The following is a 13469-nucleotide window of genomic DNA, read 5'->3' as shown; positions in this document are numbered from 1 at the left end:
GGATACCGATGAAGTGGATGGATATCAGTATGAAACTGGATGCAGGCACCCCGCCATGGCCGGGGGATGAACCTTTTACGTATGAAATCACTTATGCAATGGAAGACACCGGATCTGTCAACGTGGGGCAGTTTAAAGGCAGTTGTCACATCGGAACACATGTCGATGCCCCTTTCCATTATGATCCCTCAGGGGCCCGGATAGCAGATCTGCCTGTCGACCGTTTCGCAGGAAAAGCGGTGGTCGTTCATTTGGACCGACCGGAAGTCATTCATAAAGAACAAGTGATGGATATCGATTTGACAGAAGTGGATAAAATCCTCTTTCGTACAAACAGCTGGCCTGATCGGTCCGCTTTTCCTTCTTCCTACTCAGTGATCGGAAGTGACCTGGCTGCTTACCTTGCTGAACAAGGCATTGATCTAATCGGCGTCGATACTCCTTCTGTTGATCCAGAAACGAGCAAAGACCTCCCTGCCCATCACAGTCTCTGCGCCCATGATCTGCTCATTCTTGAGGGTCTCGTCCTGGAAAACATCCAGCCGGGCATCTATGAGCTTATGGCCTTCCCGTTGAAAATGACTCAAGCAGACGGCAGTCCGGTACGTGCGGTGCTGAGAAACCTGTAATGTTGCAGTAAAAAAGGTGGACGTCAAAAGACGTCCACCTTTTTTATCTTTATTTTTTTGAAATCCGTTGTTCCACAGCCATGATCTTCGCCACTTTCGGCGCCAGCCAGATCATAGGAAGCAGAAGGAGTGACACAGGAACGGCAGTCACCACAATAAAGTTCTGCAGCTGTGTAATTCCGCTGTCTCCTGTAATCAGAAGAATGACAGCAATCGCTCCCATAAGCACAGCCCAGAATACACGGAGCCATGTCTGCGGGTTACCTTCTCCTGTCACGGCCATAGCAATGGTGTAGGACATGGAGTCAGACGTTGTCACAACGAATAGAATCGTCAGAATCAAGAAGAGCGGTGATACGATTTCCGCCAGTGGGAACTGTCCGGTAATCGCAAACATCGCTGCCGGGTTTCCTGCCTCATTCAAAGCGTTTGAAACCGATCCCGGATTCTCCATTTCGAAGAATATTCCAGATCCACCAAGGACAGTAAACCAGAACGTTGAAATAACCGGAGCGAATACAGACACCGCTATGATAATTTCACGGATCGTACGACCTCTGGAAATCCGGCTGACAAGAATGGCCATCATTGGACCATACCCGATAAACCAGCCCCAGAAGAAGACGGTCCATAGAGATAACCAGCCTTCATCCCCGCGGTACGTACTCATAGGAATGAACTGATCCACATAATAACCAAATCCAGATAGGAAATGGTTGATAATAAAGCCGCCGGGACCAAAGATGACGATGAAAATCATTAGTCCAAGAGCAAGACGGACGTTGAAACTACTCAGCATCTGGATCCCTTTATAAAGTCCGGACACAGCTGAAATCGTAGAGACAAGAACGACAACCAGGATGATTGTAAATTGCGTACTGAATGTATTAGGAATTCCGAAGATTTCCTGCAGTCCATAGCTGGCCTGCAGACCAAGGAATCCGATCGGACCGATTGTTCCTGCTGCCACGGCAATAACAGCAAACGCATCAATCATCGTTCCGAAGAAGCTGCTCCGAAGCTTTTCACCAAAGATTGGATAAAGCAGGGTCCTCGGCTTCATAGGCATCCCTTTTTGATAGTGTCCGTACATCATAACGACAGCACTGATCGTACCTAAAATCGCCCAAGCAAGAAAGCCCCAGTGCATGAAGCTCTGAGCAAGTGCAGGATCAATTGCCGCTTCTGTGCCCGCTTCTACTCCGGACTGAGACGGCGGTGCAGTAAGGAAGTGCCACATCGGCTCAGCAGCAGCCCAGAAGACGCCTCCGCCGGCCAGTAGTGTAGCCATGATAATTGAAAGCCATTTATACAAACCGATTTCCGGTTTATCCATATTACCCATTTTTATTTTTCCATATTTAGAAAATCCAAGCCATATACCGACGAAGAAGGTCGCCAGCATCAATACCTGCCAGAACGCACCAAAATAAGTGGCTGACCAGGCAAAACTTTCACTTACAACTGTTTCTATAAACGAAATGTCGATAAGAGCAATAATCACGAAGAGTGTCAATAAGCCTCCACTGATTGCAAATACAGGCCAGTCTATCCGGCCTTTCGATTGTTTATCCATTTTGATCTCCTTTTGATAATGGTGTTACTTTCTCGGAGGAAAGCACAATAACTGACTCTAACATTACCCCTATTATGGTGTAAAGAAAAATCTTTTATCCGGTCGATGAAAAGGTCACTATTGTGACCTTTCAATCCCGTACCTCCACTTTGTGGTCTTCCTGCCGGCGCTGACATTCCCTGCAAAGATTGATGTCTTCCTCTGCCCCGGAAACGAGCGGCTTTCCACAGCGTGAGCATTCATCGTGACGGTTGGGGTTTGCTCCAAAGATGTTCATCTCATATCCGTCGCCCACCATAGGACCCTCTCCTTTTTCGTATGCTGTTCTTTGTATTCCCAACGTTTTTCATTTTAGTCCTTTTGCGGCCTGTTTTGCTGCCATTAACCCTGAAAGCGTTACGCCGAGTGTTCCGGCACCTGGAAAAACGGTATCCCCGCACTGATACAAATCAGGGATGCCGGTTCTTATCGAGTAACTGGACAGCCAGCTGTATTTTCCAGCAGGTGCATAACCGCCTACCTTCCCATCTTTACGGCGCAGCCATTTTTGAAAAGTGACGGGTGTACCCGGCAGGACAAGGTCAAGCTGATCAGTGAACCCTTCAAAATAGTGCTCCACGGTCCGTATGAGTTTCTCCTTCATCCAACGCTTTTCGGCTTCATAATGGCCGGACTCCCACCAGGGAGAAATGTCGGTATGGGTGGACAGGGTGAACGAACGCTTCCCTTCGGGAGCCATCAAAGGATCCTCCGGGTCCGATAATGACAATAAGAACTGTCCGCCATTATGGAGGTCATCCGGATGATCGGGATCGATAAACTGATGGTACAGCACATCCGTATTTTGGAATACGTCTGCGTCTACACCGCCGTGAATAATATACGCCCCCCAGGCTTTCTTTGCTGTTTCTTTCCGGGGACGAATATAGGACTGTGAGCTGAGGTCCTCTGTTAACGTGTCATGAAGGTTGTGAACAGAATTGTTCAGGATGACCTGACGGGCTTGAAAGGTGGAATTCCTTTTGGAATGAAGGATAAACCCTGCCTCTCCTTTTTCTATGGAGTGAACCGGATGCCTCATGAGAATGGACCCGTCATGCTCCCGAATATAGGCAGCCAGTTTATCAGCAGCTTCAGCAAGACCACCGTGGACGGCAAAAGCACCTTTATGAAACGTTTGAAGAGCAGCAAAACCTAAAAAGGCGGGACATTTTTCTACACTCGTCTGTACACTGTCCATTAATTCACCATTTAAAAACGTCCTAAACATGCGATGCTGATCCAGCCCATGTTTTTTAAGCCGGTCCTCCACGGTTTGTGTCATATAGGGAAGCAGCCGGAGAGAATTTTCATTCACAAGCGTCAGAAGCTGAGCATAGTCCCCCCATGTCCTTGGAGGAAACACCGGAAGCTTGTCTGTCAGCCGATCCACCAGATGTCCTACTTTGAACACTTCATCATAGAAATTCTCAAACGTGCTCCCGGGTCCTTCAAAAACCCGTGCCATCTCTTTATACCAGTCATGCCGGTCACGGTAATAATGAATGATGCGATCCGGAAGGTGGACATCCATAATAATATCCAGCTTTTTCATTGACGGTTTCTCAATCCCCAGCCGTTCAAATAAGCTGTCAAGTACACCTCCGGGCTCAAACCCCATCCCAACGGTAGCACCGGATTGAAAACGATAACCGTTCCTCTCGAATTTACCCGCGCTTCCGCCCAGTTCGTTGGACGCTTCAAATACGACGACCTTATACCCTCTATAGGTTAAATCCGCAGCGGCTGCCAGTCCCCCGAAACCAGCACCCACAACAGCAGCATCATAGATCAAATCGGCCACCTCCTTTTTTTATTCATTCCCCTAATCGGCCGATGTTTAAAAAGAAAGCAGCGGATTCAATACCATTACTGAATCAGAAGTTATTCTAAGATAATCTTTTTACACATTATGGATGGTATTTATGAACAGGAAGAAACAAAAAAAGACAGCCGGGACGTCCCCGGCTGTCTTCCTATTCATTATTCAAACGTAATCGCCCAGCTGCCTTTTCTCATGACGGCTTCGGTTGTACCGTCTTCAAGCACACCGTCGATATCCAGTTCCCCGGATCCCATCATGAAGTCCACGTGGGTGAGGCTGTGGTTGACACCATTCTGATCTAATTCTTCCTCATTCATGTCGGAACCGCCCTGCACGTTATTCGGATACGCTTTTCCAAGCGCAAGGTGACAAGATGCGTTTTCATCATAAAGGGTGTTATAGAAAATCAGTCCGGATTGAGAAATCGGTGACTCATGAGGCACGAGCGCGAGTTCACCAAGGTGACGGGAGCCTTCGTCCGTATCCAGCAGGTGTTGAAGGGTTTCGCTTCCTTCTTCCGCCGTAAAGTCCACCACTTTTCCTTCTTTGAAAGTGAGAGAGAAGTTATTGATGACGTTCCCACCGTAGTTCAACGGCTTCGTGCTCGCCACTTTCCCATCGACACCGTATTTGTGAGGAGCTGTGAAAACTTCCTCTGTCGGCATGTTCGGGTTAAATGAAATATCACCTTCTGCCGTTTTGGCCGGTCCGCCTTTCCAGACATGTCCTTTTGGAAGCGCCACTTCAAGATCAGTGCCCGGCGCTTTATAAATCAGCTTCTGATACTGTTTCTTATTCAAATATTCACGGGCGGTGATAAGCGTATCATTATGCTTTTTCCAAGCGTCCACCGGATCTTCCTGATCCACACGGACGATGCTGAAAATCTGCTCCCACAATTTCTCCACAGCTGTATCTTCCTCTTCCCCTGGGAAAATCTTCTTCGCCCACTTTGGAAGAGGAATACTGATGATCGACCATTGGATCCGGTCATTCATCGTGTAGTTACGGAATGTGGACATCGCCTCTGAGCGTGCTTTAGCAGCAGAAGCTACTTTCCCAGCATCAATCCCTTTCAAAAGATCCGGGTCCGTGGAACGGATGGAAAGGATGGCTGCTCCCTGCTCTGCGAAATACGTGTATTTTTCCTGCTGCCATTCCGGTACGTGGGAGAGTGTTTCCTGATCCGCGTGCTCATAAGCCATGCGTGTCAGCTCATCGTCTCCCCAGTTAATATGTACATCCTTGGCTCCCATTTCAAACGCTTTACGGGCGACAATACGAGTGAATTCCGCCCCTTCAATGGTGGAATTGATCATTAAAAGCTGATCGTTTTGAAGATTGACGCCTGTACGAAGCGCCAATTCTGCATATTTTTCGAGTTTATCCATACTTGGCATTTTCATCTGTCTACCTCCTATATTTAAACAGTGTATCCGTATTCATTATTCCACAAAAAAACGATGACTACAAAACATATGAAAGGAAGCGGGACAGGGTCGGATGGACCACTGCCCTGCATATATGGAAAAGAAGGCGCACGTTCTTTCAAGGTGCCATCCTTTTTCTCTGAACATTATTCAAGCCCTTCAACTATGAGGGAGAGCTCTTCCCAGCGTTCCATTTTCTGCTCCAGCTCCGCCTCCGCTTCTTCTTGTTGAGCAGTAAGGTCCCTGACCTTGTCATAATTGGAAGCCTCTTGAGCCAGCTGGTCATTCAACTCTTCGATCTTCTCTTCCAAAGCGGCAATATCGTCTTCAATGGTCTCCCATTCCTGTTTTTCCTTATAGGAAAGTTTCCGCTTACGGTTCCCTCTTCTCGTTTCCTCCTGGGCGGACGGCTGTTTATTTTCCTTCAAAACCGTCTGCTCCTCTTTGACAGCTTCCAGGTACTCGGAATAATTTCCATAGAAACGACGCAGTTTTCCACGCTGTTCAAACGCAAGCAGCTGGTTTACGACGCGGTCAAGGAAATAACGATCGTGGGAAACCGTAATGACGACACCGGGGAACTGCTCCAGATAGTCTTCCAAAACGCCAAGGGTTTCTGTATCCAAATCGTTCGTCGGCTCATCAAGAAACAAAACGTTCGGTTCACTCATCAGGACGCGCAGCAAATAAAGGCGCCGGCGTTCTCCACCGGAGAGCCTCTTAATGTAGGTCCACTGCTGCGGTCGTGGGAATAGGAAACGTTCGAGCATCTGCTCGGCGGTAATCTCTGTTCCGTCTTCAGTCCGAATGACTTCTGCCACTTCTTTAATGTATTCAATCACTTTCAAGCTTTCATCGAGCTCTCCGTGATCCTGTGTGTAATATCCGATCTTCACGGTTTGGCCTGTGTGAACATTTCCTGCGTCCGGTGTAATCCGTTCCGCCATAATATTCAGGAGGGTTGTTTTTCCAGATCCGTTGGGACCGATGATCCCAAGCCGCTCTCCGGGGACGACTAAGTAATCGACGTCCTCCAGCAGTTTATGGCCGCCGTAACTGTGGGTGACCCCCTGTAGTTCGATGACCTGATTCCCAAGCCTTGATGAGCCGATAGCCATATCAACATTTTCTTTTTTCGTGTGGAAGGTCTCTTCTTTCATCGCTTCCACCCGCTGAATACGCGCTTTCTGCTTTGTAGATCTCGCTTTCACTCCAGCTTTCAGCCAGGCAAGTTCCTTACGCATGGTATTTTTATGCTTTTGTTCAGCCTGCAGTTCCCACGCTTCGCGTTCAGCCTTTTTCTCAAGGAAGGTTTCATAGTTTCCCTCATACGTATACAGACTGCTTTGATCGAGTTCATAGATCAGGTTCGTTACTCTATTCAAGAAGTACCTGTCGTGCGTCACAACCATAAGAGCCCCTTTGTAGGAGGAAAGGTGCTCCTCCAGCCACTCGATCGTTTCATTATCCAAATGGTTGGTCGGTTCATCAAGCAGCAGAAGATCCGCCGGCTGAATAAGCGCCTTGGCGATGGCCACCCGCTTTTTCTGACCGCCCGACAACTCCGATACTTTTTTATCAAAGTACGTGACGCCGAGCTTGGAAAGGACGGTCTTGGCTACAGTGCTCGCTTCCCAGGCCCCTTTTTCATCCATTCTCTGCTGCAGGTCGAGCATCCGCTCCTGGACGCCGGTGTCCTCCGGATTTTCAGCAAGTTCCAGCATGACCTGCTCGTACCTGCGCATCAGCACCATAATTTCAGCTTCCCCGTCATAAATATGTTCCAGAACCGTCTGGCTTTGGTTGAATTCAGGGTCCTGTGGCAGATACTCCACTGTGAAATCCTTCGCATGATCCATATCGCCCTGATCCCCTGTTTCCATACCGGCCAGAATTTTCAGCAGGGTCGATTTTCCGGTCCCGTTCACACCGATCAAGCCGATTCTCTGCTGGCTGGATATCGTAAAGGATAGGTCATCAAATAAATCTTTATCTCCATAACTTTTACTCAGTTGATTGACTGATACTACACTCATTACGCTCATTCCTTTAATAAGAATCTGCTCCCATCATATCACACCGGCCGCTTCTGCTGTGGAGGACAGGGTCTGGGAAGGGAAGAAAAAAGCTGTCGACAGGGCATCGCCCGTCCACAGCTTTTGTATCAATTTATGCGTCTTCCTTCTCAGAGGACTGGTCTCTTCTCCAGTATTCCATTCCGTCTACACCAGGCAGGTGATCCTGATAAAAGACAGGGTCTTTCCCAGCTTTTTTCTGTTTCACATAGTCATTGAGAGCTGCATAGGCCACCGATGACAACCGGAAAATGGCATACAGGTTGATTAAGGCCATGATTCCCATCGTTAGATCCGCCAGTGACCAGACAAGGTCAAATTCAGCGACAGCACCGAACATAACCATAGCCAATACCGCAAGACGATAGATGAAAATGGTGCTTTTACTCGTTTTAATAAATTCGATGTTCGTTTCTCCATAATAATAGTTTCCAACAATCGAACTAAAGGCAAATAGAAGAATGGCAATAGCGATAAATACCGCTGCCCATGATCCAAGCTGGGATTCGAAAGCTTCCTGAGTCAGCTGGATGCCATCAAGGGAGGTGTTTTCATAACCCCCGGCAAACAAGATGATGACAGCTGTAGCACTACAGATAAGCAGCGTATCCGTGAACACACCAAGGGTCTGAATCAGTCCCTGCTTGACCGGGTGGGTCACTTCTGACGTAGCCGCTGCGTTCGGCGCACTACCCATACCGGCTTCGTTGGAAAACAGGCCGCGCTTAATTCCAATCAGAATCATACCGCCGAAGGTTCCACCAGCGATTTCACGGAAGCCGAACGCCCCTGCGAAAATCTGGCCGATCATTTCCGGTACTTGAGCAATATTGCCGAACAGGACGTAGGTGGCAAGAATGATATAGAAGATCGCCATTATCGGAATGATGTACTGCGTCACCTGGGCGATACGCTTGAGTCCACCAAAGATAATTAAAGCTACGAAAACAGTCAGGATGGCCCCCATCAGCCATTTATCAACATCAAAGGAGTTTTCAAAGGCAAGCCTGATCGTATTGGACTGCACAGAACTGAATACAAGACCGTATGTAAAAGTGATGGTAACGGCAAAGACAATCCCCAGCGTCCGGTTTTTTAATCCTTTTTCAATATAATAAGCCGGTCCGCCTCGGTATTGGTTTTTATCCGGAACCTTATAGACCTGGGCCAGGGTGCTTTCGATAAAGCTTGAAGCTCCTCCGAGGATAGCTACAATCCACATCCAGAAGACCGCACCAGGTCCTCCGACAGTAATAGCCGCAGCGACACCTGCCAGGTTTCCTGTACCGACACGGGATGCCGTACTAATAGCGAAGGCCTGGAAAGGAGAAGTTCCTTTCTTTCCTTCTGCCGAGATCGCCCGTTTATCGAACAAGACACGGAACATCTCGGGTATGTAACGAAACTGTGCGAATTTCAGACGTATTGAAAACCATAAGCCCACACCCAGTAAGGCGGCGACAAGAATGGTCCCCCACATCCAGTCATTCAAAAAGGATAAGACTTCCTGCACACTGATCACTCCTATAAAATGTAAATGTTTTCCTGTTTTAACACACGTATTCCCTTATCATAAAGGAAAAAAACATGAATAAGTTCAACTTTTTTATTTTATCATACAATTGGATTTCACCACTACTGCCTTTCCGATGAAAGGATCCCCTCCCGCAGCAGGATATTTCTGTTTCGAAAGTCCGGTATCTTTCAGGAGCCGCCGAAGTTATGGATATGCGGGTATTAAAAAACCAGGAGAAGCGCTGCCTCTCCTGGTCTAGTATTAGGAATTCCTTAGCCACGGAAGACTCGTGCCGAATTTCTCAGCGAGTTCCTTGGATTCCTTCCGACGGCTTTTCCGGTGCTCATGACGCTTCTGGGCGTGATCATGAAGCCACTGTTCTTCCTCTGTCTCCGGGTACACCGGCGGTACTGGTGTCGGGTCATTGTTTTCATCAACAGCCACCATGGATAGAAATGCGGTAGTGCATACTTTCCGTTCTCCTGTCAGCAGGTTTTCTGTCGTTGCTTTCACGAATACTTCCATGGATGTATTATGCGCCCATGTCACAAAGGCTTCAAGGCAGATCGTATCGCCTTCAAATACCGGCTGAAGAAAGTCGACAGAGTCAGTGGAAGCGGTGACCACCGGTTTGCGGCAGTGCCGGACGGCAGCTATTGCAGCCACGTCATCAATGTAAGCCATCAGTTTTCCACCGAAAAGGGTTCCGTGGGTATTCGTATCCGGAGGAAGTACATGTGAATTTTTAACGGTCAGTGAATCTATACAAGGTTTTGCATCCATATCTTTTTCCTCACCTTCATGTGGAATCGTTCTCTGAGATACATTATATCATGTTAGAGAAGCTCGTCTTTCCTTTGAAAACGGATTTCAAAAACGGCTCCTGGTTGATCATCGCGGTTATAGGCCTTGATGGTCCCTCCGCTCCTCTCGATGATAGCCCGGGCGATAGCAAGACCGAGTCCCGTTTCCCCTTCTTTCCCTTTGATGAACCGCTCAAACATCTGCGGGAGAAGTGCCTCTGGAATCCCTGTGCCATCATCTTTGATTTTGACGTGCATCTGTTCGGCTTGCGTTTCGATTTCTACAGTTACATGATGGGTTCCGTGACGGACAGCATTACTTAATATGTTGATGACTGCTTGGAGTATACGCTCTCGATCTACAAACGAATAAAACGAATCGCCGCCTTTCAAGTCAATGGTCATATCCTTATCGTTCGCAAGCGGAATGAGTCTGTCTTTCGCTTGTATGACTACATCAGTGATGTTTGTCTGTTCAGGATGGTAGACATCTTCACTGCTGTCGAGCTTAGCAAGCAGAATCATTTCATTGACGATCTTTTTCAGCCGTTCCGTTTCACTGACCATGACGTTCAATCCTTTTTCCGCCGCTTCTCCCTGGAAAATACCGTCCCGTATTCCTTCTGCATAGCCTTGAATCGACATGAGAGGTGTTTTCAGCTCATGGGAGGCATTCTGGAAAAACTGTTTCTGGGAATGGATGTAACGCGCAAGCTCCGCAGCCATGTGCCGGACGCTCTGCTCGACTTCTTTGATCTCCCCGGAAGCCTGGACCTGTTTAACATCATCGAACCGTCGTTTCTCGATTTTTTTCACTTCCTGCTTCAGCTTCGTCAACGGTGTAACGAGCCTCCACGTTAAAATGTAGCTGACAATCAAGGCGAGAAGGAGGCCGATCAGAAAGACCATGATCATCCGGATCGCAAATACGGACTGGACCGCCTGGAGATCATTCAGCGGGGTCGCCATCACAAGAATCTGACTGTTTCCAGCATTGACCGGGAAATCATAGACCACATACTTCTCCCCTTCACTCTCCCACACTTCCTCCCCTTCCAATTCTCCCTCATACCGCTCCATCCAGGAAGCAGCAATAGCGGCCGGCATCGTGCGGAACAGGATTTCTCCATTGTCGCTGTCGAACAATAAAATGGGATAATTGCGGTCCTGAATCAACTGGGATAACTCCGGGGTACGGTCTTCATCCTGGTCATTAATCAAATCAATTAAGAGCTCCGCCCTGCCTTTCAACTGGCGCTGTTCATCCTGAATAAGCATATCCATTAATAAGGAATAAACGAAAAAAGCTGTAATGGACATAACGATGATGATTAACGCAGTGAAGGCTGCATTCAATTGATAGAGCAGCTTCATGAGGACTGATCCCTCAACCTGTAGCCATGACCCCAAACGGTTTCAATCGGCAGTTCCTTCATCTTCTTCCGCAGTCGTTTGACCAGATCATCGACGGCTCTGTCGCTGCCGTAATAATCATCGCCCCATACTTTAATAAGAAGCTCTTCTCTTGAGAACGCCCGGTTTTCCTGGGAAGCCAGAATGCGGAGCATTTCAAACTCCTTTGTCGTGACTTCCACTTCCATTCCCTTGAAATAGGCCCGCCTTTCGGCTTCACTCAGTTCAAGCTCGCCGGCCTTGATCACATCGAGCCTTTCTTCTGAAAGAGGCTTCATGGCTTCCCACCGCTTCAAGTGTCGTTTCACCCTCGCGACCAGTTCCCGAGGACTGAAGGGTTTCGTCAAATAATCGTCACCACCGAGCTCAAGGCCGAGAATTTTATCGATTTCGTCATCTTTGGCAGAAATGATGATAATCGGAACTTCTGAAGTCAGTCGGATTTTCTTGCAGAATTCATACCCATCCATGCCTGGCAGCATGATATCCAGCACCCAGAGGTCCGGAGACGACGCTTCGAATATTCCCCAGGCCTCTTCTGCCGTTTCCACGCTGATCACTTGATAGCCTTCTTTCTTTAAGTAGGCTTCTACTATATCCCTGATGTTTGGATCATCTTCCACCAATCCAATAAGTCGGTTCATCACGTTTCCTCCTGGTTTTTTCTTTTATTCTCTCACATTTTCAGAACTTCCTCTTCCATTACACACTTTTTACACATTTTCTCCAAAGTCATTCCATAAGTCATGCCTATAATAAGAATTGTCAGAGGGAAACACCAAAGACATTCCAGCAGATCTTCACGAAAGGGGCAGCCGTTACTCTATGTTGGATGATGATAAGAATGTAAGCAGAAAGCAGTATAAACGTTCGGGGATGGCCTTCAGCGTCCTCGGTGCCATTATCGCTGTTTTTATCGTAACGACGGTCTTTCAATGGAAAGGAATTTCTATTGAAATCAACACCGAAGAGCCGACAGCACAGGCTGATGAAGTGAATATCGGACAGAACGAAGAAGATGTCACTCAAGCAGTGAATGAGGTTTCTCCGGCAGTCGTTGGTATAAGCAACATTCAAAGTTCAGCTCAGGGAACACAACAGGCCGGCACAGGTTCCGGGGTCATTTACAAAGAAGAAGGTGATCAGGCATTTGTCGTCACCAACCATCATGTTATTGAGAATGCTTCAGCCCTTGAGGTCATCCTTAGTGATGGGACCAAAGCAGAAGCCGAATTAAAAGGCAGCGACCCATTGACAGACCTGGCCGTTTTACAAATAGATAGCGAACATGTCGAGAAAGTTGCCGATTTAGGGAATGCCGGTGACGTAGAGATCGGCCAGACAGCCATAGCCATCGGCAACCCACTGGGCATGGAATTCGCAGGGTCGGCCACTAAAGGAATCATCAGTGGATTGAACCGGAATATTCCGGTGGACATCAATGGTGACGACCAGGCCGACTGGCAGACCGAAGTCATACAAACAGATGCAGCCATTAACCCGGGCAACAGTGGTGGTGCGCTGATTAACCTACAAGGTGAAGTCATTGGTATCAATTCTATGAAGATCGCCCAGGCCGAAGTCGAAGGCATTGGCTTTTCGATTCCTATGGACGCCGCCAAACCTGTCATTGAAGACTTAGAGACCAACGGGGAAGTACAGCGCCCCTATATGGGTGTTTCCCTGCAGGATGTAAGCCAGATTCCAAATCCTGTTCTGGAAAGCGAACTGGGTTTACCAACTGATATCACCCACGGCGTCCTTGTCCAGGGCGTCGAGCAAGGTTCCCCTGCTCAAAAAGCAGGACTGGAACGCTACGATGTCATCACCGCCATCGACGGGAATAAAGTAGACTCGCTCATCCGTCTACGGCAGTATCTCTACAGCCAAGCACAGAACGGAGATACTGTAGAGCTTGAAGTGTATCGGGACGGGACCCCAACCACCGTCCAGCTCACACTGACCTCTCAGTAAGTATTGAACAGATATGAAGAATACGGATACGAACAGAAAACACGGAACAGTCAGGCCTTGTCCATCGGAACCCAACCCCTATGCCGATGAGCAGGCACGGCCGTTTCAGCAGCCAGCCAAAGTAAAGTGGAGCCTCTGCTTCCGAAAAAGACTAACCTCCTTTTTCAGAACAGAGGCAGGTACAGAAAC

11 protein-coding genes are annotated in these 13469 nt (G+C 48.1%); 2 read left to right on the top strand and 9 right to left on the bottom strand.

Going from position 1 to position 13469, the window contains the following annotated elements; genetic code table 11:
- Positions 1 to 8 precede the first annotated feature (8 nt).
- Complete coding sequence (gene kynB / locus ACXADP_RS03315; protein ID WP_474969827.1) at positions 9 to 629, top strand: arylformamidase; 621 nt, start codon at positions 9 to 11, stop codon at positions 627 to 629.
- A 49-nt stretch (positions 630 to 678) separates the two neighbouring features.
- On the opposite strand, the gene ACXADP_RS03310 is transcribed toward kynB, so the two are convergent.
- The 9 genes from ACXADP_RS03310 to ACXADP_RS03270 all read right to left on the bottom strand — a co-directional run bounded on the left by ACXADP_RS03310 (position 679) and on the right by ACXADP_RS03270 (position 11950).
- Positions 679 to 2205, bottom strand: a complete 1527-nt coding sequence (locus ACXADP_RS03310) for a BCCT family transporter (protein WP_474969828.1) — start codon at positions 2203 to 2205, stop codon at positions 679 to 681.
- 130 nt (positions 2206 to 2335) lie between these two features.
- The gene (locus tag ACXADP_RS03305; RefSeq protein ID WP_474969829.1) at positions 2336 to 2503 is read right to left on the bottom strand and encodes a hypothetical protein; all 168 of its coding nucleotides are present in this window, start codon (positions 2501 to 2503) and stop codon (positions 2336 to 2338) included.
- 48 nt (positions 2504 to 2551) lie between these two features.
- The gene (locus ACXADP_RS03300) at positions 2552 to 4039 is read right to left on the bottom strand and encodes a phytoene desaturase family protein (RefSeq protein ID WP_474970821.1); all 1488 of its coding nucleotides are present in this window, start codon (positions 4037 to 4039) and stop codon (positions 2552 to 2554) included.
- Positions 4040 to 4227: 188 nt separating this feature from the next.
- Positions 4228 to 5475, bottom strand: a complete 1248-nt coding sequence (locus tag ACXADP_RS03295) for an aminopeptidase (RefSeq protein ID WP_474969831.1) — start codon at positions 5473 to 5475, stop codon at positions 4228 to 4230.
- A 170-nt stretch (positions 5476 to 5645) separates the two neighbouring features.
- A complete protein-coding gene (locus tag ACXADP_RS03290) occupies positions 5646 to 7535 on the bottom strand; it encodes an ABC-F family ATP-binding cassette domain-containing protein (RefSeq protein ID WP_474970820.1) in 1890 nt (629 codons plus the stop codon).
- Positions 7536 to 7668: 133 nt separating this feature from the next.
- Positions 7669 to 9054 (bottom strand): alanine/glycine:cation symporter family protein, encoded by a 1386-nt coding sequence (locus ACXADP_RS03285; protein ID WP_474970449.1) that lies wholly within the window; start codon positions 9052 to 9054, stop codon positions 7669 to 7671.
- Positions 9055 to 9351: 297 nt separating this feature from the next.
- Positions 9352 to 9873, bottom strand: coding sequence for an acyl-CoA thioesterase (locus ACXADP_RS03280; protein WP_027953351.1), 522 nt, complete (start codon positions 9871 to 9873; stop codon positions 9352 to 9354).
- Positions 9874 to 9926: 53 nt separating this feature from the next.
- Positions 9927 to 11267, bottom strand: coding sequence for a sensor histidine kinase (locus tag ACXADP_RS03275; protein ID WP_474969833.1), 1341 nt, complete (start codon positions 11265 to 11267; stop codon positions 9927 to 9929).
- Positions 11264 to 11950, bottom strand: coding sequence for a response regulator transcription factor (locus ACXADP_RS03270; RefSeq protein WP_474969834.1), 687 nt, complete (start codon positions 11948 to 11950; stop codon positions 11264 to 11266). Before ACXADP_RS03270 ends, ACXADP_RS03275 begins: the two co-directional genes overlap by 4 nt.
- Before the next feature lie 181 nt (positions 11951 to 12131).
- On the opposite strand from ACXADP_RS03270, the gene ACXADP_RS03265 reads away from it, so the two are divergent.
- Positions 12132 to 13280: a S1C family serine protease gene (locus ACXADP_RS03265; protein ID WP_474970819.1), complete on the top strand. Its 1149-nt coding sequence runs from the start codon at positions 12132 to 12134 to the stop codon at positions 13278 to 13280.
- Positions 13281 to 13469: the final 189 nt, after the last annotated feature.

The organism is Halobacillus sp. AWH4_228 (genome assembly GCF_056158365.1).
Note: the sequence above shows the minus strand (reverse complement) of the source record. Positions and strands in the feature narration are given on the sequence as shown.

Coding starts and splice junctions, on each gene's coding strand:
- ACXADP_RS03265 (WP_474970819.1), top strand. CDS start 12,132: ATGTTGGATGATGATAAGAATGTAAGCAGAAAGCAGTATAAACGTTCG.
- ACXADP_RS03310 (WP_474969828.1), bottom strand. CDS start 2,205: ATGGATAAACAATCGAAAGGCCGGATAGACTGGCCTGTATTTGCAATC.
- ACXADP_RS03280 (WP_027953351.1), bottom strand. CDS start 9,873: ATGGATGCAAAACCTTGTATAGATTCACTGACCGTTAAAAATTCACAT.
- ACXADP_RS03290 (WP_474970820.1), bottom strand. CDS start 7,535: ATGAGTGTAGTATCAGTCAATCAACTGAGTAAAAGTTATGGAGATAAA.
- ACXADP_RS03305 (WP_474969829.1), bottom strand. CDS start 2,503: ATGGTGGGCGACGGATATGAGATGAACATCTTTGGAGCAAACCCCAAC.
- kynB (WP_474969827.1), top strand. CDS start 9: ATGAAGTGGATGGATATCAGTATGAAACTGGATGCAGGCACCCCGCCA.
- ACXADP_RS03275 (WP_474969833.1), bottom strand. CDS start 11,267: ATGAAGCTGCTCTATCAATTGAATGCAGCCTTCACTGCGTTAATCATC.
- ACXADP_RS03295 (WP_474969831.1), bottom strand. CDS start 5,475: ATGAAAATGCCAAGTATGGATAAACTCGAAAAATATGCAGAATTGGCG.
- ACXADP_RS03270 (WP_474969834.1), bottom strand. CDS start 11,950: ATGAACCGACTTATTGGATTGGTGGAAGATGATCCAAACATCAGGGAT.
- ACXADP_RS03285 (WP_474970449.1), bottom strand. CDS start 9,054: ATGTGGGGGACCATTCTTGTCGCCGCCTTACTGGGTGTGGGCTTATGG.